Below are 23,387 nucleotides of genomic sequence, written 5' to 3'. Positions count from 1 at the left end.
GCCTATCAACTGATAGGCTTGTACTCTTTAATCACACGTAACGTTTGTAATGTCATATCTTCAGGACCTTGTACAGGTAAACCCGCTTCTAAGTTTTTACGAATATATTCTAAGTTATCTTGTGTAATAATTTCCCCCGGAGTAAAGATTGGAATCCCTGGCGGATAAACCATAACGAAATCAGCTATAATACGACCTGCTGCATTTTCAAATGGGATGACTTCTGTTTCAGAATAAAAAGCATCTCGAGGAGAAAGTGCTAACACTGGTATTTCTGGAATTTCTACTTGTATTTGAACACCTTTATCAGCTTTACTTCTAAATGTTGCTGCTAAATCTTGTAATGCTGTAATAAGTGTATTTGTCTCACTTTCAGTATCCCCAAAAGTGACAAGACATAGTATGTTGTATAAATCTGAGAGTTCTACTTCAATGTTATATTGCTCTCTAAGCCATACTTCAGCCTGATGGCCTGTAATACCTAAATCTTTCACAGATACAATTATCTTTGTAGGATCATAGTTAAAAGTAGCATCCGTACCTAGCATTTCTTTACCAGGACAGTAAAGATGCTCAATAGCATTTATAGCATCACGAACTTGTTCCGCTAATTGTATTGTTTGTTCTATGAGTGCCGTTCCTTCTGTAGCAAGACGTTTTCTAGCAACATCTAGGGATGCTAACAAGATGTAAGAAGTTGATGTAGTCGTAAGCATGCTAATAATAGATTGAACATGTTTTACGTTCACAAGACCTTCTTTTACATTTAGAATAGAACTTTGCGTTAAAGATCCACCTAATTTGTGAACACTTGTTGCTGCCATATCTGCACCGGCTTGCATCGCTGACATCGGCAGTTCATCGTGAAAATGAATATGAACACCATGTGCTTCATCAACGAGTACAGGGATATCGTAAGAATGTGCTAATTGTACAATCTGTTCCAAGTCCGCAGCAAAGCCAAAGTATGTTGGATTAATAACAAGTAAGCCTTTCGCATCTGAGTGCTCTTCAAGTGCCTTTTTGACAGATTGAATTGTGATTCCATGTGAAATACCAAGTTTTGGATCGATTTCAGGATGCATGAAAATAGGTTTTGCACCTGAGAAAATAATAGCTGACATTACTGATTTATGCACGTTTCGTGGCACTAGTATTTTGTCACCAGGACCGCAAACGCTCATCACCATTGTCATTATTGCACCACTTGTACCTTGAATAGAAAAGAAAGTATGATCTGCACCAAATGCAGCGGCTGCTAAATCTTGTGCTTCTTTAATCATACCTTTTGGATGATGTAAATCATCGAGCGGCGCAATATTAATTAAATCAATTGCTAATGCATTATGCCCAATAAATTCGCGAAATTCAGGATCCATGCCCTGTCCTTTTTTATGACCTGGAATATGGAATTGAATTGGATTTCGCTTACTGTGCTCAACTAAAGCGGTAAACAATGGTGTTTCGTATTGGGACAATCTATACACCCCTTCTTTTTTTAATATTTATTAGAGTTTGTTTTATATAATCTTGTTCTAAAAAAGTTAAGTTTTTTTTAGAATGAGACTTGTTTTTCTGCCATTCACAAAAGCTTTTCTGAGATGGGAGCTTCACTTTATTTTCTATAAAACAAAAGCATTATATCACCAATAATTATAGATGTATAGCAAAAAATATTTTTACGGTGAGTATGTTAAATAATTGTTTCCTACTAGCTTCTATAGGAAGACAATTCCATTAAAATGAGTAAATAGTGTATAATGCAAAGTGGCTATAGTGAAGAAGAAAAAAACTCTTTAAAATAGCGTATTGAAATAAGAAGAAATGATAAATGAGGTGCAAAATGGAATATCAATATCCGTTAGATTACGATTGGTCAAATGAGGAAATGGTTACAATTGTGAAGTTTTATGAAGCGATTGAGCAAGCATATGAAAAAGGAATTATAAGAGAAGAGTTAATGGGGTTATATCGTCGTTTTAAAGAGATTGTTCCATCGAAAGCAGAAGAAAAGAAAATTGATAAGGAGTTTCAAGAAGTAAGTGGATATTCTATATACCGTGCGATTCAAAGGGCTAAAGAAATCGAAGAGCAAAAGCTTGTGAAAATGTAAAAATATTTTGAAAAATAAAAACTGAAGTGATATAATGTGATAACAACTAAAAACGGACAATATAAATTGTCCGTTTTCTACTATCGATTACAAAGAGAATATAGAGGAAGGAGTGATTGCATCGTAGATTCAATCTTAGCAAGGAATTGTTCGTTGGTCATTGCTGAAAACTCCTCTGGTGATATATGAATACCAACTAATAATTCTGCTTTTTTCACAGTAGCTAGCCGTTCAATCATCTTTTGTAAGTCTTCTGTCTCGAGTGTTTTATGTAATTTTACACTTGGTTTAGTATGGTCAATGGACCAAACGAAGTCATTTGGAATATTTGTTTTTAAATCATTTAAATGTTCTAAGAAGGCGTGAGCCGTCTCCACTTTTTGTGGACACTCATAGATTAAACCAAAGTATATGAAGGCATGAGTACCCCATAATCCAATTTGGAAATGTGGTAGCATTTTATATCCTCGTTTATTTGTTGAAAAAGCAACCCAAGTATCGTTTGGTGGATTGACTTTGCGACGTGCGTGTTTTGCTACATGATAAAAAAAGTTCTCATCAGTTTGTTTGGATAAATACGCTGCAAACTGTTCCCCTAAAGCTTCTAGCTTAGGATGAATGTTCGTTTTAATTGCACTCATTCGTTCTTCGAGACCATCAACTGTAAAGACCTCAAAATCAGTTGATTTGAATGTTTGTAGTGTCATGATTGTTCCTCCAACTCCTATTTTGCTTTTATTTTAGCATAGCTTGTACTATTCATAAAAAAAACAGCACAAAAAAATTTAAATAAAAAAATATAATTTTGTTGCATAGATGATTTATCCAACATAGTATAGTATAAAACAAAAAATCAGAAAATTGAATCAATTCTAGTCCGAGGGCAGACGAATATTGGGAGGAGGCAAATAATATGAGACAGGTGATTAATGCGTTAAAGAGAACAGATGCTGAAAAGAGAATACCGGTGCTACGTTTGGAGCTAGATTATGAATTAGCCACTTTATACGATGCAATGATGGAAAATGATAAACAGAAAAAAGAAGAGTGTGTACAAAAGTTAGAAGTGTTAAGACTTGAAATGATTCGTTTAGAAGCGTAATAATAGTATATGTATAAAAAATTAGTTGGTGCGAACCTTATAAAGGGTTCGTTTTTTCTGTGAACAGTATAGATCGGAGTGTTTAAACATGCAAGAAGTATGGAAAGACATCGATGCACACGCCAAGCAGTGGATTCGAGATGCGGGAGAGCGTTTAATGGCATCAATGAAAAAAGCACTTATTATAGAAACGAAATCCAATGCAGCTGATTTAGTAACAAATATGGATCGAGAAATAGAACAGTTTTTAATTGGGAAAATTAAAGAAACATTCCCGAATCATAGTATTTTAGGGGAAGAAGGTTATGGAGATGAGGTAACTTCTTCTGATGGGGTTGTTTGGTTAATTGATCCAATTGATGGCACAATGAACTTTGTTCATCAAAAGAGAAATTTTGCAATTTCAATTGGAATTTATGAGAACGGTATCGGAAAGATTGGACTTATTTATGATCCAGTTCATGATGAATTATATCATGCGTTAAAGGGGACTGGAGCATTTTGTAATGAAGTACCAATAACTTTATTGGAAAAAGGGACTGTAGAGCAAGGTATTGTAGCTTTAAATGCGATATGGCTTACCGACAATCCATTGCTTAATATGGAAAGTATGATGGCACTTGTTAAGAAAGCAAGGGGCACGAGATCATATGGCTGTGCAGCGTTAGAGATGGTATACGTTGCAACAGGAAGAATAGATGCATATGTAACGCCGAGATTATCACCGTGGGATTTTGGCGGGGGACAGATAATTGTAGAGGAAGTTGGAGGCAAGGTGACAACATTTTCTGGGGCACCGCTTTCTATCGTAGAGAAAAGCAGCGTATTAGTTGCAAAACCAGGGGTGTATGAAGAGGTGTTACGATTTATATCTGAGTAACAAAAAAAGTAAGAGGCTGTATACTCGCTTCTTACTTTTTGACGTTATTGCGATTTGCGCATTTTTCTTTTTGTTACAAAACCGTATCCAACTGTAACAAATGTGCCGATAATGCAAATGATAATACCGATGGGACTATTTTCAGCAACCATAATGCCGATACCGATTAAGAAAATAACACCGATAATTGCAGTTAATAAAAAGCGATATTGAATGTGTTCCATTTCTTCACCCTCCAATTTCATTTTACTTTCACAAAAGTAAGAATACAACTATATTTTCATTCTTGATTTTATTTTGATTGCCATTGTATCCCCTTCGCTCTTATAATAGAGAAGGATTAAAAAGACATTAGGAGTTGGACATGTTGAAAAAACGACAAGATTTACGTAATATAGCAATTATTGCCCACGTTGACCATGGTAAAACAACACTTGTTGACCAGTTATTACGTCAAGCGGGGACTTTCCGTGCGAACGAACACGTTGAAGAACGCGCAATGGATTCAAATGATCTAGAAAGAGAACGCGGTATTACAATTTTAGCGAAGAATACTGCGATTCACTATGAAGATAAACGAATTAACATTTTAGATACACCAGGTCACGCTGACTTCGGTGGAGAAGTAGAACGTATTATGAAAATGGTTGATGGCGTTTTACTTGTTGTTGATGCATATGAAGGTTGTATGCCACAAACACGATTTGTTTTAAAGAAAGCTCTTGAGCAAAACTTAACTCCAATCGTAGTTGTAAACAAAATTGACCGTGACTTCGCTCGTCCTGATGAAGTAGTTGATGAAGTAATCGACTTATTCATCGAACTTGGTGCAAACGAAGATCAATTAGAGTTCCCAGTTGTATTTGCATCAGCAATGAACGGAACAGCAAGCTTAGATTCAAACCCAGCAAATCAAGAAGAGAATATGAAATCATTATTTGATACAATTATTGAACATATTCCAGCACCAATTGATAACAGCGAAGAGCCACTTCAATTCCAAGTAGCACTTCTTGATTACAACGACTATGTTGGACGTATCGGGGTTGGACGCGTATTCCGCGGTACAATGAAGGTTGGACAACAAGTTGCATTAATGAAGGTTGACGGAACTGTAAAACAATTCCGCGTAACAAAATTATTTGGTTACATTGGATTAAAACGTCAAGAAATTGAAGAAGCAAAAGCTGGAGATTTAGTAGCTGTTTCTGGTATGGAAGACATTAACGTTGGTGAAACGGTATGTCCGGTTGAGCATGAAGATGCGTTACCATTATTACGTATTGATGAGCCAACACTACAAATGACGTTCCTTGTAAATAACAGCCCATTTGCAGGTCGTGAAGGTAAATACATTACATCTCGTAAAATTGAAGAGCGTCTTCGTTCACAATTAGAAACAGATGTAAGTTTACGTGTAGATAATACAGATTCTCCTGATGCGTGGATCGTATCTGGACGTGGAGAACTACATTTATCTATCTTAATCGAAAACATGCGTCGTGAAGGTTATGAGTTACAAGTATCTAAGCCAGAAGTAATCATTAAAGAAGTTGATGGCGTAAGATGTGAGCCTGTAGAGCGTGTACAAATCGATGTACCTGAAGAATACACTGGTTCTATTATGGAATCTATGGGTGCACGTAAAGGTGAAATGTTAGATATGGTGAATAACGGAAACGGTCAAGTTCGCCTTACTTTCATGGTTCCAGCACGTGGTTTAATTGGTTACACAACAGAATTCTTAACATTAACTCGTGGTTACGGTATTTTAAACCATACATTCGATTGCTACCAACCAGTACACGCTGGACAAGTTGGTGGACGTCGCCAAGGTGTTCTAGTTTCACTTGAAACAGGAAAAGCATCACAATACGGTATTATGCAAGTTGAAGACCGTGGTGTAATCTTCGTTGAACCAGGTACAGAAGTATATGCTGGTATGATCGTCGGAGAACACACTCGTGAGAATGACTTAACAGTTAACGTTGTAAAAATGAAACAACAAACTAACATTCGTTCTGCAACGAAAGATCAAACTTCAACAATGAAAAAACCACGCTTAATGACTTTAGAAGAGTCATTAGAGTACTTAAACGATGACGAGTTCTGTGAAGTAACTCCAGAATCAATTCGTTTACGTAAAAAGATTCTTGATAAGAGCGAGCGCGAAAGAGCTGCTAAGAAAAAGAAATCTGTAGAAGCGTAAAATATTAGAATGGCTACCTTAAATTAAGGTAGCTATTTTTTTATGTTTATTTTTTAGAATATTTACTCTTTTTAGTGGACAGTATTTTTTTCGCGGGTTACTCTTGTATTAAGTACATAAAGAAATTTTATTTTTTATGAGAAGGGGGGATAAATAGTGTTAGAAAGAATGTCTTTTTTTGCGAAATTATGTAAAGTTGATGAAAATCCAGAACTAGGGATGTGGTTACTGTATGGCATCATTATTATATTAAGTGCACTTGTGTATAATTTAGGTTTTGCAAGAAAACTATCAATAATAAAAAATATAGTGATATATATATCGTTAGCGATTGGATGTACAGTGTTAACTTTCTTTGCAGTTTTTTTACCTGTTGGAGAGGGACTTGTTGTAGCGGCAATTGTACTTGGGATTTATAGGTTACGATTACGTCAAGCAAGACAACAAAAAGTAGGATGAGGGGAGAAGTTTTATGCGTTCAGTACAAGATGCGTTATATAATTGGTTAACAATTAAAACAGTTGCCGAAGCACGGCCGGATGATAGTGCTGCAAAAGAAACGTATTTGTTATTTCAAAATATGATATATGAAGAACACAAATTGAGGAATGTGGAAGTTAAAAAGAACGAGGAAATGTATTTGATTACATATGAAATGAATGGAGAAAGAAAATTTGCAAGGTTTCCGTTAGAAGCTATTGATTGTTTCTTGGATCAGATGAATCGTGAGCCTGAAAAATATAAATAAGTCCTTATCTAAATGATTAAGGACTTATTTATATTTTACCAATCGTCTTCGACTTTTTTATCACGGTATAAACGGAAGCTACCACTTGCATGACGTTCCATCGTACGTTCTGCAATTCGTTCCGAACATTCCATGCACATATATGTATGAATAGGGCGATTACGCAGTTTTTTTGCCATAGGATTTTCATCATCTAACATATCTTTTTTATCACAAATCATACATTTGACTCTCATGTCGTCACCTCAATACGAATTCTATCAGTATAAGTATATCATGGAAGTGTAATGTTTTTGAATAATAGCGGGAAAAAATAATATTTTCGCAATTCGAAAAATAAGTTATGATAAGGATATATTAAGTATATTTGGAGGTGGAAATATGGCGAATATAGTAGAGCCTACATTAACAGATGATTTAGTACAATCGTTACGTAAAGAGTGTATTGTTATGGTAGCAACAACAGATTTTGAAAAACAAGTTCCTAACGTAAGTGCTATTTCTTGGGTGTATGCAGTGAGTAAAACTAGTATTCGATTTGCAGTAGATCAACGTTCACGTATTGTGGAAAATATACGGCATAGTACAGGGGTGGTATTGACTATAATGGCGAATGATTCCGTATTTTCCATAAGTGGTGCAGGTGAAATTTTGACTGATAGAATGGAAGGCATTCCTCTAAAATTAACTGTAATAGAAGTAAATGTACAAGAAGTACGTGATGTTATGTTTTATGGTGCAAAACTTGCAACTGAACCAACATATGAAAAAACATATGATCTTCGGGCAGCAAAGAAGCTCGATAACCAAGTGTTAGTAGGAATGAAAGAATTATAAATGCGATAAATAAGAAAGCCAGTTAGTAACTTTTGTAATTAGTTATTGTGATTTTATGTTAATAATTATAATTAAAAGTAATATATTGAATAGAAATGAATAAAAAATAAATAAAAGGTTTAATGGCTATAAATTTCGATTCTACCTCGTTTATACGGTACATATAATTATAACAATGGTTCGTCCATATTTTTTGGATGAAACCCTTGTTCTACAAATTTAAAAGTGGAGTCAGGGGGTAACAGGTTGGATAAAATTTATGTGTTAGATACGAATGTACTTTTGCAGGATCCTTTATCTATTTTTTCATTTGAAACCAATGAAGTAGTGATTCCAGCAGTTGTATTAGAAGAGGTTGATTCGAAAAAACGTTATATGGATGAAGTAGGACGAAACGCTCGTTATGTATCTAAGTTAATAGACAAATTTCGTGAAATAGGAAAGCTGCATGAAAGTATTCCGCTAGAAAACGGCGGTACATTTCGTATTGAATTAAATCATCGTTCATTTGTTCAACTACAAGATATTTTTGTAGAAAAAACAAATGATAATCGAATTTTAGCTGTAGCAAAAAATCTATCTTTAGAAGAACAAGAAAAAGAGGACGGGAAGTCTGTTATTTTAGTAAGTAAAGACGTGCTCGTAAGGGTAAAAGCTGATGCGATTGGTTTGAAGGCGGAAGATTATTTAAGTGATCGTGTAATTGAAGTAGATAATATATATTCAGGATTTTTAGAAGGATATATATCAAAAGAGCAATTGGATTATTTTTATGAAAAAGGCGAATTGCCTTTATCCGAAATTGCAAATCATCCTTTTTATCCAAATCAATTTGTAGTAATGAAAGATGCATTAGGAGGATCTAGTTCAGCACTTGGTATTGTTGATCACTTAGGTAAGAAGGTAAAGAAACTTATTTTTCACAATGAACAAGTATGGGGAATACGACCACGAAATGTACAGCAAATTATGGGATTAGAATTGTTGCTTCGTGAAGATATTCCGCTAGTAACGTTAACGGGGAAAGCTGGTACAGGAAAAACATTACTCGCGTTGGCTTCGGGGCTCATGCAAACGGAAGATTTAGGGCTATATAAAAAACTACTCGTTGCAAGGCCGATTGTTCCAGTCGGAAAAGATATCGGTTATTTACCAGGAGAAAAAGAAGAAAAGTTAAGACCGTGGATGCAACCGATTTTTGATAATCTAGAGTATTTATTTAATACGAAAAAGCCCGGAGAGTTAGATGCTATTTTAGCTGGAATGGGCTCGATTGAAGTAGAAGCTCTTACCTATATACGTGGAAGAAGTATTCCAGATCAGTTCATTATAATTGACGAAGCACAAAATTTAACGAAGCATGAAGTGAAAACGATATTAACAAGGGTAGGAGAAAAAAGTAAAATTGTATTAATGGGAGATCCTCAGCAAATCGATCATCCGTATTTGGATGAATATAATAACGGTTTAACATATGTTGTAGAGAAGTTTAAAGAGCAACGTATTAGTGGTCATGTAAAGTTTGTTAAAGGGGAGCGATCTAATTTAGCTCAACTAGCTGCAGATTTATTATAAAAAGGAGTGAGCTGAGGCTCACTCCTTTTTTCTGTCAGGTATACACTTTAAATAATTGTAAATTTACGGATGTTCCGGATTGGATTTTGTCTATTAGATCCGTCATTGTAATATAAATGAACAGGTCCATCTTCTTTTAATGGTTTTCCTTCTTTTGAAAAACCAAGAATAGCATGTTTGACAGTTTCTAATGGAAGCGTTATTGTATGATCTACTGTTTCAATCTCGACTTGCGTAGCGTCATCTGAAATTTCGGCGTTAGCAAGGAAGGGATGAAAGGGTATACCGAACGTTCCGGTAATTAGCTGTTCTTTTTTATATTTCTTTACACTTTGTTGTATCGGCGGGAAGGCAGCACCATCACGGATTTCGCGATCCCAATGTTCTGAAGTGTTTTTTAAATAAGCTTCTAGTTCTGAAGTGTTTTCTCTCGTTTCATCAAAGTAAGTTGTCAAATCTACTTTTCGATCATCAAAGATCCAAACGGTTGGATCGATAGTGATTGGAAAACGAACTTTTCCATTGATAAATAAAATTTCGCTCATTGTTGTTCCCCCATTTGTGTTATACTCCCACTTTTCAGTATAATAGTATTAGACACTATTGTCACAAAAAATGTTTCTATTGCAATTTATTAAAACTATCGCTAATATTAATAGATAGGAGAGAGTAGGACGGAAACGGAGGGAATCAATTTGGCGTCTGAGACAGTATCAAATCATCAGGAAAAGGCACTAGCCCTTCTACAAGCGGATGCGGAGAAGATTTTAAGACTTATTAAGGTGCAAATGGACCATCTTACAATGCCGCAATGTCCATTATATGAAGAAGTGTTAGACACGCAAATGTTTGGACTATCCCGCGAAGTCGATTTTGCAGTTCGCCTTGGTCTTATTGCAGAAGAACAAGGGAAAGCAATGCTAGGAGAGCTTGAACGTGAGTTATCTGCACTTCATGAAGCATTTACAAACAAACAACAATAACGGGTTCAAATAGGGGGGCTCAAACTGAAAAAGTTTGGGCTTTTTATTTGTATAATAAAGCAGGAAGAATCAATGTACATATGGAATACAACAATAATTAAATTGAAACAGAGAGAGGAAATGAAATGAAAAGAGTATGGAAATCAATGGATTATTCATTATTACTTCCTCTTGTTATCTTATGTGTGTTAGGAGTTATAATGGTATATAGTTCTAGTTCCATTGTCGCGATTTCGTCGAAAAATAACTGGCCAGCAGATCACTTTTTTAAAAAACAATTAGTTGCTCTTGCTATTGGAACGGTAATACTTGTGATTGTAGTTATAATTCCTTACAAATTGTGGAGGAAAAAAATAGTTCTTGCAGCGATGGGGTTAGGAAGTATTGGTTTACTAACAGCAGCTTTCCTTTTCGGTAAGGTAATCAATGGTGCAAAAGGATGGATACTAGGTATACAGCCAGCTGAGTTTGTAAAAATAGCAGTTATTATTACGCTAGCAAGTTTTTTTGCTAAGAAACAAGAGAGGCAAACCCCTTTTTTTCAAGGGATAATACCTCCCTTATTTGTTGTCGGTGGATCGATGGTATTAATTTTATTACAAAATGATTTAGGGACTGACATATTAATAGGTGGAACAGTGTTAATTATGTTCTTCTGTTCAGGAGTTAACGTTAACTTGTGGATAAAAAGATTTTTATTAACATCTGTCGTGTGGATTCCAGCGTTGTATTTTATTGGAAACTATAAATTGAGTCAATACCAAAAAGCACGATTTTCAGTTTTTCTTGATCCGTTTAACGATCCCCAAAATGATGGATTCCAATTAATTAATTCCTTTATTGGAATTGCCTCAGGTGGGTTAAATGGTAGAGGACTAGGAAATAGTATACAAAAGTATGGCTACTTACCAGAGCCGCAAACGGATTTTATTATGGCGATTATATCTGAAGAACTAGGTTTTATAGGTGTAGCTATCATTTTAATCTGTTTACTACTTATTATCATTCGTTCGTTTAGAGTGGCACAAAAATGTAAAGATCCATTTGGAAGTTTAATTGCAATCGGAATTGCAAGTTTAATTGGAATACAAACATTTGTTAATGTTGGTGGTATGTCTGGATTAATACCGCTTACAGGGGTACCTTTACCGTTTATTAGTTATGGTGGTAGTTCTTTATTGGCTAATCTAATTGCGATGGGTATATTATTAAATGTTGCTAGTCATGTAAAACGACAAGAGAAACAACAAAATGAGATAATGAAAGAAAGAGAACAAGATGGACCACGTCTTGTAGTTGTAAAATAAAAAAACACATTGTGCTTTAGAGCGCGATGTGTTTTTTTTTTAGAAATATTAAATGTGATACATTAATTAGTATTTATAATAAAAAATATATCACATTTAATTTAATGTGATATACAATTAAGTTGTTAGAAAAGGAAGAGGTATGCTATACTATTTTTGTGAAACAAATTGCACAGAAAACTTATCATTTGTTAAAAAATAAGGTATGATGGATAAAAATAAAGTGAAGCTTTCTAAGTATAATATAATGTGGAAAGTGAAGAACTTCACGCTTTTTAAGGTGTGTATATATTTTATCTCTAGAGTGGTAGGAAAGTAGAGGGGGAAAATCATGACAAAGCTGCAACGTATTCAAAAAGTATTGGTAGCTAACCGTGGAGAGATTGCAATTCGTGTGTTTCGAGCTTGTTCGGAACTTGGATTAAAAACAGTTGCAATCTATTCGAAAGAGGATAGTGGTTCTTATCATCGCTATAAAGCCGATGAGTCCTATTTAGTTGGGGAAGGAAAAAAACCAATTGATGCTTATCTAGATATTGAAGGCATTATTGAGATTGCAAAAAGTAATCATGTAGATGCAATCCACCCTGGATATGGTTTCTTGTCAGAAAATATTCAATTCGCGAAACGTTGCGAAGAAGAAGGAATTATCTTTATCGGTCCGAAAAGTAAGCATTTAGATATGTTTGGAGATAAAGTGAAAGCAAGAACACAAGCGCAGCTAGCACAAATCCCAGTTATACCTGGTAGTGATGGTCCAGTAGATTCATTAGAAGAAGTCGAAAAATTTGCTGAAAAGTATGATTACCCGATTATTATTAAAGCGTCCCTTGGTGGTGGCGGTCGTGGTATGCGTATTGTGCGTACTAGTGAGGAATTAGGAGAATCATATAATCGAGCAAAATCAGAAGCGAAAGCAGCCTTTGGTAATGATGAAGTTTACGTCGAAAAATTCGTTGAAAAACCTAAACATATAGAAGTACAAATTTTAGCAGATGAAGAAGGCAATGTTGTTCATTTATACGAGCGTGACTGTTCTGTACAACGTCGTCATCAAAAAGTTGTAGAAATAGCACCGAGTGTATCACTTTCAGATGATCTGCGTCAGCGTATTTGTGATGCTGCTGTGAAGTTAACGAAAAATGTAAACTATTTAAATGCAGGAACAGTAGAATTCCTTGTAAAAGATGATGAGTTTTACTTTATTGAAGTAAATCCACGTGTTCAAGTAGAACATACGATTACAGAGATGATCACAGGAGTCGATATCGTTCAATCACAAATTTTAATAGCTGATGGACATGCATTACATAGTAAAATAGTAGGTGTTCCGAAGCAAGAGGAAGTGGTTGTACACGGATTTGCAATCCAATCTCGTGTAACAACTGAAGACCCACTAAATAATTTTATGCCGGATACAGGAAAAATTATGGCGTATCGATCAGGCGGTGGTTTTGGTGTGCGTCTTGATACAGGAAATAGCTTCCAAGGTGCAGTTATTACACCATACTACGATTCTTTACTTGTAAAAGTTACAACTTGGGCACTTACTTTTGAGCAAGCTGCTGCAAAAATGGAACGTAACTTAAAAGAATTCCGTATTCGTGGTATTAAAACAAATATTCCATTCCTAGAGAATGTAGTAAAACATAAAAACTTCTTATCAGGAGAATATGATACTTCGTTTATTGATGTGTCACCTGAACTATTCTTGTTCCCGAAACGTAAAGACCGCGGAACGAAAATGTTAAATTATATTGGTTCAGTAACAGTAAATGGCTTCCCAGGAGTAGGGAAAAAAGAAAAGCCAATATTCCCAGATGCTCGTATTCCATGTTTAAAACATTCAGAGCCAATCCAAAATGGAACGAAACAAATTTTGGACGAGCGTGGAGCAGATGGATTAGTAAAATGGGTACAGGATCAAAACCGTGTACTTTTAACGGATACAACATTCCGTGATGCACATCAGTCATTACTTGCAACTCGTATTCGTACAAAAGATTTACATCAAATTGCAGAGCCAACAGCGAGAATGTTACCGAATTTATTCTCAGCGGAAATGTGGGGCGGTGCAACGTTTGATGTTGCATATCGTTTCTTAAAAGAAGATCCATGGGAACGATTACTAGATCTTCGTGAAAAAATGCCAAACGTTTTATTCCAAATGTTACTTCGCTCTTCAAACGCAGTAGGTTACAAAAACTATCCGGATAATTTAATTCAAAAGTTTGTGGAATGTTCTGCGCAAGCTGGAATTGACGTGTTCCGTATTTTTGATAGCTTAAACTGGGTAGAAGGTATGAGAGTTGCAATTGATGCTGTACGAGATACTGGTAAAATTGCAGAAGCAACAATGTGCTATACAGGAGATATTCATGATCCGTTACGTAGTAAATATGATTTAAATTACTATAAAAACTTAGCAAAAGAGTTAGAAGCATCAGGGGCTCACATTTTAGGTATTAAAGATATGGCGGGCTTATTAAAACCAAATGCAGCATATGATCTGGTTTCAGCATTAAAAGAGACGGTATCGATTCCGATTCACCTGCACACACACGATACGAGTGGCAATGGTATATTAACGTATACGAAGGCAATTGAAGCAGGTGTTGACATTGTCGATGTAGCGGTAAGTTCTATGGCTGGTCAAACGTCACAACCAAGTGCGAACACGCTATACTATGCGTTAGGCGGAAATGAAAGACAGCCAGACGTTAATATAGAATCATTAGAAAAATTATCTCATTACTGGGAAGATGTACGTAAATACTACGCACCGTTTGAAAGTGGTATGAATGCTCCTCATACAGAGGTATATATGCACGAAATGCCAGGCGGACAGTATAGTAATTTACAACAACAAGCGAAAGCGGTTGGTTTAGGAGATCGCTTCGATGAAGTGAAAGTAATGTACCGCCGTGTGAATGACATGTTTGGCGATATTGTTAAAGTAACGCCATCATCTAAAGTTGTCGGTGATATGGCATTATTTATGGTTCAAAATCACTTAACAGAACAAGATGTTTTAGAGCGTGGGCATTCTATGGACTTCCCAGGGTCTGTCGTTGAAATGTTCTCAGGAGATTTAGGACAACCATATGGTGGCTTCCCGAAAAAGTTACAAGAAATTATTTTAAAAGGGAAAGAACCATTAACAGTAAGACCGGGTGAATTATTAGAGCCAGTAGATTTTGACGCGTTAAAAGAAGAGCTATTCCATAAACTTGGACGCGAAGTGACAATTTTTGATGTGGTTGCATATGCATTATATCCAAAAGTATTTATGGATTACGAAAAAGTTGCTGAGCTTTATGGAAGTGTATCTGTTCTTGATACTCCGACATTCTTCTACGGTATGAGACTTGGTGAAGAAATCGATGTGGAAATTGAGCAAGGTAAAACATTGATGGTTAAACTAGTATCAATCGGAGAGCCTCAGCCAGATGGAAATCGTATTCTTTACTTGGAGTTTAACGGTCAACCACGTGAGATTGTTGTGAAAGACGAAAGTGTGAAAACGACAGTTGCACAACGTGTGAAAGGAAACCGTGAAAATCCAAACCACATTAGTGCAACAATGCCAGGAACGGTCATTAAAGTCGTTGTAAAAGAAGGCGATGAAGTGAGAAAAGGCGATTCTATGGCAATTACTGAAGCGATGAAAATGGAAACGACAGTTCAAGCGCCGTTCAATGGAAAAGTGAAAAAAGTATATGTTAACGATGGAGATGCAATTCAAACGGGTGACTTACTCATTGAATTAGATCACTAAAATAAAAAAGAGCTGTGGAAATGCAGCTCTTTTTCTTTCTTGTAAAAAAACACCTTGCCAATTCGGCAAGGTGTTTTAATTTATTTTGTTTGTTTAGAAGTTGATGCAGCTTCTTTTGCATTCACTTTACTTCTTGTACCTAACATAACTAAATAGCATAGTACAGCAAACAAGCAAGAAATGAATAGTGAGTGTAATAATGCCATTGCTAAACTAGCATTTGTAAATACGACTAAAATTCCTACGATAGCTTGAAGTGTAACAAGGATAAATGAAATGATCCATCCCCAGTATACGACAGGTTGCTGCTTGTAATGACGTATAGCGAGAATCATCGCGTATAGTATCCAAGCGAAAATTAACATTGCTGCAACTCTATGTCCCATTTGAACCCATTCATGGAGTTGAGTTGGCATAGGTCTATTTTTGCTACATAAAGGGAAGTCTGGACAGGCTAAGCTAGCTCGTTCGTGACGTACTAAAGCTCCTGTGTAGACAACGAGATAACAGTAAATTGTTACACCATAAATATGAAATTTCATTTTTTTGTCCATAATAAGTGAACGTGCATCAAATTTTTGGTCAATTTCAAAGATAAGACACGTTAATAAAATAACAGAAGCAAATGAAATTAAGGAAATACCGAAATGGATAGCAAGTACAGCGGGCATTTGTCCCCAAACAACTGCTGCAGCCCCCATTAATGCTTGTGCAACTAAAAATACGAAGGATAAAATTGCTAACGTTTTTGTTTCGCGCACATGTTTATAATATTTCCAGGACAAAATACAAAGGAGAGTGACAAGAATTCCTGCGGATCCTGATGTAAGGCGGTGACTCAGTTCAATAATAGTTTCCATTGATAAATTAGATGGAACAAATTCACCGTTACAAAGCGGCCATGATTTACCGCAGCCTTGGCCAGAACCCGTTTTTGTAACTAAGGCGCCTCCTAATAAAACTATTAATAAATCAAGACTCGTAATGACTGCTAACCATTTAATAAAGCGTTGCAATCTCGTTCACCATCTTTCTGCTATGAAGTTATTGCGAAATATTTTCATTCCATTATGTATAGAATAAAACGCGCTAGTTCCTATGATATATAAAAAATAATAAAATAGCAAAGAAATGGCGGGGGAAGACAGGGGAGAGAAAATGGGTGTAGAAATAGGATGTATAAGGAAAAAATTAGGGAGAAAATAGGCGATTTTGAAAAGAAATGGGGAGAATACGTGTTAAATATGACAAAAAAGTTTATGATAGAAGGTAACATCATGTTATGATAAGGACAAGTAAGAATTAAGTTTTTTATGTTCGACACAAAAAGTTCATGTTTTCTTCACAAAATGTTCGGGAAATGTGATTTAATATATTGGAGTATGGGCGTAGATTAGTAGTAGAATGGGTTAACAATGTTTCTACTGTAATAATATTGCTATATAGAAGCGAAATATTTCATTTGAAATAGGCGCAAAAAGAAAGATGAAAGTTTTAAGAGGGGGTTAAAGTGATGAACCATGCAACAAGTGAGCTGCATGATGAGTCTGCTGTTACAAGTGTACCGGAAACAACTCGGTTACAAGATTTAAAAGCACTCGTTAAAATGGGGATTGTAAACTCAAATACACTTACTGTATTTACAGGATTTTGGTTGGCATTACACTTTAATGGACTAAGTGTGATGGACAATCTGGATAAGTTATTTTTTACAATCGTTGGTTCTGGATTAGTTATGGCAGGGGTATGTTGTTTAAACAACTACATTGATCGAGACATCGATCCATTAATGGAAAGAACAAAGACCCGTCCAACGGTTACTGGAAAGTATAAACCAGGATTTGCACTTACATTTGGATTAGTTATATTACTTCTTGGATTTGTATTTTTATTATTAACAACACCAATGGCAGTGTTAATGGGGTTTATTGGTGCTTTCACATATGTTGTTCTATATAGTTTATGGACAAAGAGAAAGTATACACTAAATACTGTTGTAGGTAGTATCTCTGGTGCAGTTCCACCTTTAATTGGATGGGCAGCAATCGATCCATCTTTAGGCCATCCAATTGCTTGGATGTTATTTTTGATTATGTTTATTTGGCAAATCCCACATTTCCTTGCATTAGCAATGAAACGTGTTGATGAATATCGAAATGCAGGAATCCCAATGCTTCCTGTAGTTCATGGATTTGAAATTACGAAACGCCAAATTATGATTTGGACAGTATGTTTATTGCCACTACCATTTTATATGAGTGGACTAGGGATAACATTTATGGTAATTGCAACTTTGCTTAACATCGGATGGATCATTTTAGGATTTTATGGCTTCCGTAAGAAAGATGACATCAAATGGTCCGTACAAATGTTTGTTTATTCCCTAAATTATTTAACAATCTTATTTGTATCAATGATTGTAGTTACATTCTTCTAAGACAACGACATAATTGGATTTCTTTACGTTGAGATTTACTTTACTTAACTATAAAGTACAATCTAATTCACAAGGAAAGTGGGGGTTGTTTGTATGAAGAAACAGTGGCGACTGCTTTCGTTCGTTTCACTGCTGGCTTTACTGTTAGGGGGATGCGGTAAAGCCTTTCAATCTACTTTAATTCCGCAAGGAGAAGTAGCAAAAATGCAATATGATTTGCTCTTACTCGCAACTGCGATTATGGTAGGAGTAGTACTAGTAGTTACTATTATTTTCTTATATGTAATTGTGCGTTTCCGACAAAAGAAGGGTCAGGAAGATTATATTCCGGAGCAAGTTGAAGGGAATCACAAACTAGAAATTATATGGACAGTTATTCCGATTATTCTTTTGTTAATCTTAGCTGTTCCGACGGTTACATATACATTCAAACTTGCTGATGTAAGTGCGATGGAGAAAAAGAATATTGATAAAGATACTATCGTTGTTGATGTAACAGCGAATCTTTATTGGTGGGAATTTTCTTATAAATCAGAAAAAATAGTAACTTCTCAAGATTTAGTCATCCCCACAGGTAAGAAAGTGTATTTGAATTTGAAGGGTGCCGATATTAAACATTCATTTTGGGTTCCATCTTTAGCTGGGAAAATGGATACAAATACAGATAATGTGAACAAAATGTGGTTAAAGGCAGACAAATCGGGCACTTATAATGGTTTTTGTACAGAATTTTGCGGCCCATCACATTCTTTAATGCAATTCAAAGTGAAAGCTTTAGATGAAAGCGAGTACAAAAAGTGGCTTGCTGATATGAAGAAGATTGATGGGAAGAAAGAAGTAGCTTCAACAAAGGCGCAAGAGGGCCAAGAAATATTTAATAAAAGCTGTATTGGTTGTCACGCAGTTGGATCTAATGATAGTAGACCACCTTCCGCTCGTATCGCACCAAACTTAGCAAACTTTGCGGATCGCGATATGGTTGCCGGTATTGCCGAAAACAATGAAGAAAACTTAAAAAAATGGCTGAAAGATCCTGAAAATATGAAACCAGGAAATAAAATGACTGGTAAATATGGCAACTTAACGGATGATCAAATTGATGCATTAAATGCATACTTACAAACGTTAAAAGTTGAAAAGTAAAGAGGGATTATTCGCGAAGGGGAGGTTGAAAACGTGAGTTCTGTAGCAAAAAAACAGGGGATGGGTGCTGTCATATGGGATTATTTAACGACAGTAGACCATAAAAAGATTGCCATTCTCTATTTAATTGCAGGTGGATTGTTTTTTGTAATAGGCGGAATAGAAGCTCTATTTATTCGCCTTCAATTAGCGATTCCTAACAACGCTTTTCTTGTTGGGGATGCTTATAATCAAGTATTAACGATGCACGGTACAACAATGATTTTCCTCGCAGCTATGCCACTCGTGTTTGCATTTATGAACGCCGCTGTACCACTTCAAATTGGTGCACGTGATGTAGCGTTCCCGTTTTTGAATTCACTCGGATTTTGGTTGTTTTTCTTTGGTGGAGTATTTTTAAATTTAAGTTGGTTTTTAGGTGGAGCACCTGATGCAGGATGGACATCTTATGCATCTTTAGCTTTAGCCTCTAAAGGCCATGGTGTTGATTTTTATGTACTCGGCTTGCAAATCTCCGGTATTGGTACATTAATTGGAGGTATTAACTTTCTTGTAACCATTATTAATATGCGTGCGCCAGGAATGACGTATATGCGTATGCCGATGTTTACATGGACGACATTTGTAACATCTTCGCTAATATTATTCGCTTTTCCGCCGTTAACTGTAGGATTAGGACTTTTAATGTTAGATCGTTTATTTGGAACAAGTTTCTTTAATCCAGCATTGGGCGGGAATACAATTATATGGGAGCATTTATTCTGGATTTTCGGTCATCCAGAAGTATACATTCTTATACTCCCAGCTTTCGGAATATTCTCAGAAATCTTCGCGACATTTTCGAAAAAACGATTATTTGGTTATTCGTCGATGGTGTTTGCGACAGTATTAATTGGATTCTTAGGATTTATGGTATGGGCGCATCATATGTTTACTGTTGGGCTTGGTCCAGTTGCAAATGCTATTTTCTCAGTTGCAACAATGGCAATTGCGGTTCCGACCGGTATTAAAATATTCAACTGGCTCTTTACGATGTGGGGCGGAAGTATTCGTTTTACGACACCGATGATGTGGGCAGTAGCTTTCATTCCATCATTCGTAATGGGCGGAGTTACAGGTGTTATGCTAGCATCTGCACCAGCTGATTATCAATTTCATGATAACTATTTCGTAGTAGCACACTTTCATTATGTAATCGTTGGCGGTGTTGTATTTGGTTTACTTGCAGGGGCTCATTATTATTGGCCACTCATGTTTAATAAAGTATTGAATGAAACGTTAGGGAAGATAACGTTTTGGCTATTCTTTATCGGTTTCCATTTAACGTTCTTTATTCAGCATTTCCTAGGGTTAATTGGTATGCCGCGTCGTTACTACACATATCTTGAAGGGCAAGGATTGGAGATGGGGAATATGATTAGTTCTATTGGAGCGGTGTTTATGGCTCTTGGAACGATTGTTCTTCTATTCAATGTAATTAAAACAACGGTATCAAAAGAAAAGGCTGGTCGTGATCCATGGGATGCACGTACATTAGAATGGACAATGCCAGCACCTACACCGGAATATAACTTTAAACAATTACCATTTGTTCGCGGATTAGATCCGTTTTGGATTGAAAAACGTGAAGGGAATAAAGAGATGACAGCGGCGGAACCAGTTGGTGATATTCATATGCCAAATCCATCATTTTCACCATTTATCATTTCGTTAGGGTTGTTTATAGCGGCATTCGGTGCAATGTATATGCAGGGTGGAAAAGATAAGTTTTGGTTATTAGTAGCAATTATTGGTTTAATCATTACATTTGGCACAATGTTCCTACGTTCAGTAATAGATGATCATGGATATCATATTCATAAGGAAGATTTAGAAGATAAGGGGGGCAAGGCATAATGCATGTAGATGAAAAATTAACGAATGAAACATTTCCAGCAGAGCCTGAAAAAGCAACCCTTGAGGGGAAAAATAAGTTTGTCGGTTTTTGGTTATTTCTTGGAGGCGAAACAGTATTGTTCGCTTCCTTGTTTGGCACATATTTAGCGTTGAAGAATTCTACAAATGGTGGACCGACATCTCAAGAGATGTTTCAAATGCCACTCGTTTTCATTATGACGATGCTTTTATTAACGAGTAGCTTAACGAGCGTATATGCGATGTATCATATGAAAAACTTTAACTTTAAAAAAATGCAACTTTGGCTACTAGTCACAGTGTTGCTAGGTTTAGGATTCTTAGGGTTTGAGATATATGAGTTTTATCATTATACGCATGAATTTAAGCATACTATGAGAAGTAGTGCGTTTGGTTCCGCGTTTTATGCTCTTGTTGGTACACATGGACTCCACGTATTGTTTGGGTTGTGTTGGATTTTAACATTAATCTTTAGAAATGCGAAGAGGGGTCTAAATTTATACAATGCACCGAAGTTTTATGTTGCATCGATTTATTGGCACTTTATTGACGTAGTTTGGGTGTTTATTTTCACTGTAGTATATTTAATGGGAATGGTGGGATAAACAAATGGCGATAAAGCAAACAAATAATCCTAAAGTTGATCTTGTTTATCGGAAGAGGAAAAGTGCAGAGGAAATGAAGCATCAAGTTATTACATTTGCATTAATGATTTTTTTAACATTAGTTGCATTTGTAGCAGTAGCATATCCGAAAACGTTTAGTCCGACTTTCTCAGTACCATTTATTTTACTATTAGCAGTGGTACAAGTAATTTTTCAATTGTATTATTTTATGCATATGAGTCATAGAGGACATGAAGCGGCAAGTTTCTTTCTTTATTCTGGTCTGTTAATCGGGTTAATTACAATTTTAGCTTTTATGACAATAGTATGGATTTGAAAAGTGAAGAATAAGGGAGCTTGTGTTGTCACAGCTCCCTCTTCATATTATGTGAAAGGATAACCTTAAGAAGGTAGGTGTGACAATGAGTAACTTGTGGATATTTGGTTTTCAAGCTCTATGGAGTCCAATCTTTTTATTATTTATGCTTTCGATCCTTATTGGGTACTTTTTAATTATCGGGCCATATAGAATGCGATTTGAACATGCGACAAAGGTGAGTAAGAAGCAAGTTTTCTATTTTACGACCGGGATTGTTCTTTTGTATTTTGTAAAGGGAGGGCCTATTGATTTAATTGGTCATATTATATTTAGTGCACATATGTTTGAAATGGCAGTTATGTATATTGCAGTTCCGCCGTTATTGTTGCTTGGTATACCAGTTTGGTTATATCGTTATATTACTTCCTTTAAGTTCGTTCAAATTATATTAAAGGTATTTGCTAAGCCACTTATTGCATTGTTTGTATTTAATGGCCTGTTTTCTTTTTATCATTTACCAGTTGTTTTTGATACAGTAAAACAAAGTCAAATTGCTCATCCTATTTGTCTAGCTATATTGTTCTTTACGGCGATCATGATGTGGTGGCCGATGCTAAATCCATTACCAGAATATCAAACGTTAAGTGATATAAAGAAACTTGGTTATATGTTTGCTAATGGTATATTATTAACGCCAGCTTGCGCGTTAATCATTTTTGCGACTGCACCGCTGTTTGCAACATATACGGATCCGGCTGCTTGGATGAAGGCGATGGAATTATGTGTACCAGCAGGAACTTTATCAGATTTAAATATAACTGGACCAGAATTTTTACACTGGATGCCAGTCGTACAAGATCAACAAACAGGCGGCATTATCATGAAAATTGTCCAGGAAATAGTGTATGGTACAATTATCGGCTATGTATTCTTTCGATGGGCACGTCGAGAGCGTGAAAAGGATAAAGAGCAGTTGCAGAAATTACCGCCGTATTTACAAACGAAATAAAAGTGAGTGCATCATATTGATGCACTCACTTTTATTTTATTCAATGATTTCGAATTCTTTTAACTCTTTTTCGATATTTTGTAGGAGCTGTTCACTTTTTTGAAGTACATTCGTTGGGAAAGTTTCGCCATCACCATATTCAACGCCGTGAGGATAATAATGTTTACCTAACAAGGGAGGAAGTAGCTTTATTTCAGCGTGTCTACTACCAATGTCACCTTCAACAGCTAAACCTTGTACACGCAAATAATAAACATCATTTAATATTTCAAATTTATAATCGTATGTAACTCGTTCATAATCCCACTGTCCAGCAAGTACAAAATGGTTCTTTTCCATAATCTCTGTTAATAGTGTTAAATCAACGACTGCCCCATTAAATTTCGTATTTGTAAATTGCATATAATACCTCCTCTTTTCATGTTACA

Annotated in this window: 24 protein-coding genes; 17 read left to right on the top strand and 7 right to left on the bottom strand. The window is 35.8% G+C overall.

The window, feature by feature from the left end; translation table 11 throughout:
• Window positions 1-5: 5 nt before the first annotated feature.
• Window positions 6-1,478, bottom strand: a complete 1,473-nt coding sequence (speA, locus tag ATN06_RS20140; RefSeq protein ID WP_060632071.1) for an arginine decarboxylase — start codon at window positions 1,476-1,478, stop codon at window positions 6-8.
• Window positions 1,479-1,843: 365 nt separating this feature from the next.
• Between speA and ATN06_RS20135 the strand changes: the two genes are divergently transcribed.
• Complete coding sequence (locus tag ATN06_RS20135; protein ID WP_060632070.1) at window positions 1,844-2,113, top strand: UPF0223 family protein; 270 nt, start codon at window positions 1,844-1,846, stop codon at window positions 2,111-2,113.
• A gap of 80 nt (window positions 2,114-2,193) precedes the next feature.
• Here the strand turns inward: ATN06_RS20135 and ATN06_RS20130 are convergent, their stop codons facing one another.
• On the bottom strand, window positions 2,194-2,820 hold the full coding sequence (locus tag ATN06_RS20130) for a YktB family protein (RefSeq protein WP_060632069.1): 627 nt from the start codon (window positions 2,818-2,820) through the stop codon (window positions 2,194-2,196).
• A 206-nt stretch (window positions 2,821-3,026) separates the two neighbouring features.
• Between ATN06_RS20130 and ATN06_RS20125 the strand changes: the two genes are divergently transcribed.
• Entirely contained in the window at window positions 3,027-3,215 is a 189-nt protein-coding gene (locus ATN06_RS20125) for a hypothetical protein (protein WP_001250168.1), read from the top strand.
• 88 nt (window positions 3,216-3,303) lie between these two features.
• Entirely contained in the window at window positions 3,304-4,095 is a 792-nt protein-coding gene (locus ATN06_RS20120) for an inositol monophosphatase family protein (RefSeq protein WP_060632068.1), read from the top strand.
• Between the two features lie 44 nt (window positions 4,096-4,139).
• On the opposite strand, the gene ATN06_RS20115 is transcribed toward ATN06_RS20120, so the two are convergent.
• Complete coding sequence (locus ATN06_RS20115; protein WP_000400129.1) at window positions 4,140-4,319, bottom strand: DUF5325 family protein; 180 nt, start codon at window positions 4,317-4,319, stop codon at window positions 4,140-4,142.
• Between the two features lie 140 nt (window positions 4,320-4,459).
• Between ATN06_RS20115 and typA the strand changes: the two genes are divergently transcribed.
• The 3 genes from typA to ATN06_RS20100 all read left to right on the top strand — a co-directional run bounded on the left by typA (window position 4,460) and on the right by ATN06_RS20100 (window position 7,052).
• Window positions 4,460-6,304, top strand: coding sequence for a translational GTPase TypA (gene typA, locus ATN06_RS20110; RefSeq protein WP_029438050.1), 1,845 nt, complete (start codon window positions 4,460-4,462; stop codon window positions 6,302-6,304).
• A gap of 156 nt (window positions 6,305-6,460) precedes the next feature.
• Window positions 6,461-6,763: a YlaH-like family protein gene (locus tag ATN06_RS20105; RefSeq protein WP_060632067.1), complete on the top strand. Its 303-nt coding sequence runs from the start codon at window positions 6,461-6,463 to the stop codon at window positions 6,761-6,763.
• Window positions 6,764-6,776: 13 nt separating this feature from the next.
• On the top strand, window positions 6,777-7,052 hold the full coding sequence (locus ATN06_RS20100) for a hypothetical protein (RefSeq protein WP_060632066.1): 276 nt from the start codon (window positions 6,777-6,779) through the stop codon (window positions 7,050-7,052).
• Between the two features lie 35 nt (window positions 7,053-7,087).
• Here ATN06_RS20100 and ATN06_RS20095 read toward each other — a convergent pair whose 3' ends face one another.
• Window positions 7,088-7,288 (bottom strand): YlaI family protein, encoded by a 201-nt coding sequence (locus tag ATN06_RS20095; RefSeq protein WP_060632065.1) that lies wholly within the window; start codon window positions 7,286-7,288, stop codon window positions 7,088-7,090.
• Between the two features lie 145 nt (window positions 7,289-7,433).
• Between ATN06_RS20095 and ATN06_RS20090 the strand changes: the two genes are divergently transcribed.
• Window positions 7,434-7,889 carry a pyridoxamine 5'-phosphate oxidase family protein gene (locus ATN06_RS20090; protein ID WP_060632064.1) on the top strand — a complete coding sequence of 152 codons (456 nt, stop codon included), beginning with the start codon at window positions 7,434-7,436 and terminating at the stop codon, window positions 7,887-7,889.
• A gap of 246 nt (window positions 7,890-8,135) precedes the next feature.
• Entirely contained in the window at window positions 8,136-9,464 is a 1,329-nt protein-coding gene (locus ATN06_RS20085; protein WP_000358079.1) for a PhoH family protein, read from the top strand.
• Window positions 9,465-9,511: 47 nt separating this feature from the next.
• Here ATN06_RS20085 and ATN06_RS20080 read toward each other — a convergent pair whose 3' ends face one another.
• Window positions 9,512-10,009 (bottom strand): molybdopterin-binding protein, encoded by a 498-nt coding sequence (locus tag ATN06_RS20080; protein WP_060632063.1) that lies wholly within the window; start codon window positions 10,007-10,009, stop codon window positions 9,512-9,514.
• A 150-nt stretch (window positions 10,010-10,159) separates the two neighbouring features.
• Between ATN06_RS20080 and ATN06_RS20075 the strand changes: the two genes are divergently transcribed.
• The 3 genes from ATN06_RS20075 (at window position 10,160) to pyc (ending at window position 15,532) form a co-directional block, all read left to right on the top strand.
• Entirely contained in the window at window positions 10,160-10,447 is a 288-nt protein-coding gene (locus tag ATN06_RS20075) for an Fpa/YlaN family protein (RefSeq protein WP_000135695.1), read from the top strand.
• 125 nt (window positions 10,448-10,572) lie between these two features.
• Window positions 10,573-11,754, top strand: coding sequence for a putative lipid II flippase FtsW (ftsW, locus tag ATN06_RS20070; protein WP_060632062.1), 1,182 nt, complete (start codon window positions 10,573-10,575; stop codon window positions 11,752-11,754).
• A gap of 331 nt (window positions 11,755-12,085) precedes the next feature.
• Window positions 12,086-15,532, top strand: a complete 3,447-nt coding sequence (pyc, locus tag ATN06_RS20065) for a pyruvate carboxylase (protein ID WP_060632061.1) — start codon at window positions 12,086-12,088, stop codon at window positions 15,530-15,532.
• Between the two features lie 80 nt (window positions 15,533-15,612).
• Here pyc and ctaA read toward each other — a convergent pair whose 3' ends face one another.
• Window positions 15,613-16,548, bottom strand: coding sequence for a heme A synthase (gene ctaA / locus ATN06_RS20060; protein WP_001188732.1), 936 nt, complete (start codon window positions 16,546-16,548; stop codon window positions 15,613-15,615).
• 497 nt (window positions 16,549-17,045) lie between these two features.
• On the opposite strand from ctaA, the gene ctaB reads away from it, so the two are divergent.
• The 6 genes from ctaB (at window position 17,046) to ctaG (ending at window position 22,959) form a co-directional block, all read left to right on the top strand.
• Window positions 17,046-17,969 carry a protoheme IX farnesyltransferase gene (ctaB, locus tag ATN06_RS20055; RefSeq protein WP_060632060.1) on the top strand — a complete coding sequence of 308 codons (924 nt, stop codon included), beginning with the start codon at window positions 17,046-17,048 and terminating at the stop codon, window positions 17,967-17,969.
• A 93-nt stretch (window positions 17,970-18,062) separates the two neighbouring features.
• Entirely contained in the window at window positions 18,063-19,112 is a 1,050-nt protein-coding gene (gene coxB, locus ATN06_RS20050) for a cytochrome c oxidase subunit II (RefSeq protein ID WP_000745278.1), read from the top strand.
• Window positions 19,113-19,172: 60 nt separating this feature from the next.
• On the top strand, window positions 19,173-21,008 hold the full coding sequence (gene ctaD, locus ATN06_RS20045; protein WP_170955056.1) for a cytochrome c oxidase subunit I: 1,836 nt from the start codon (window positions 19,173-19,175) through the stop codon (window positions 21,006-21,008).
• On the top strand, window positions 21,008-21,631 hold the full coding sequence (gene ctaE / locus ATN06_RS20040) for a cytochrome c oxidase subunit III (protein ID WP_000557861.1): 624 nt from the start codon (window positions 21,008-21,010) through the stop codon (window positions 21,629-21,631). The genes ctaD and ctaE overlap by 1 nt, the downstream gene beginning before the upstream one ends.
• A 4-nt stretch (window positions 21,632-21,635) precedes the next feature.
• On the top strand, window positions 21,636-21,968 hold the full coding sequence (ctaF, locus tag ATN06_RS20035) for a cytochrome c oxidase subunit IVB (RefSeq protein WP_060632059.1): 333 nt from the start codon (window positions 21,636-21,638) through the stop codon (window positions 21,966-21,968).
• An 85-nt stretch (window positions 21,969-22,053) separates the two neighbouring features.
• Window positions 22,054-22,959, top strand: a complete 906-nt coding sequence (gene ctaG, locus ATN06_RS20030) for a cytochrome c oxidase assembly factor CtaG (RefSeq protein WP_060632058.1) — start codon at window positions 22,054-22,056, stop codon at window positions 22,957-22,959.
• A 36-nt stretch (window positions 22,960-22,995) separates the two neighbouring features.
• On the opposite strand, the gene ATN06_RS20025 is transcribed toward ctaG, so the two are convergent.
• Window positions 22,996-23,361, bottom strand: a complete 366-nt coding sequence (locus tag ATN06_RS20025; protein ID WP_060632057.1) for a YugN family protein — start codon at window positions 23,359-23,361, stop codon at window positions 22,996-22,998.
• Between the last annotated feature and the right edge of the window lie 26 nt (window positions 23,362-23,387).

Source organism: Bacillus thuringiensis, from assembly GCF_001455345.1.
Lineage (GTDB): Bacteria > Bacillota > Bacilli > Bacillales > Bacillaceae_G > Bacillus_A > Bacillus_A thuringiensis_N.
This window is presented reverse-complemented; position numbering and strand designations above follow the sequence as displayed.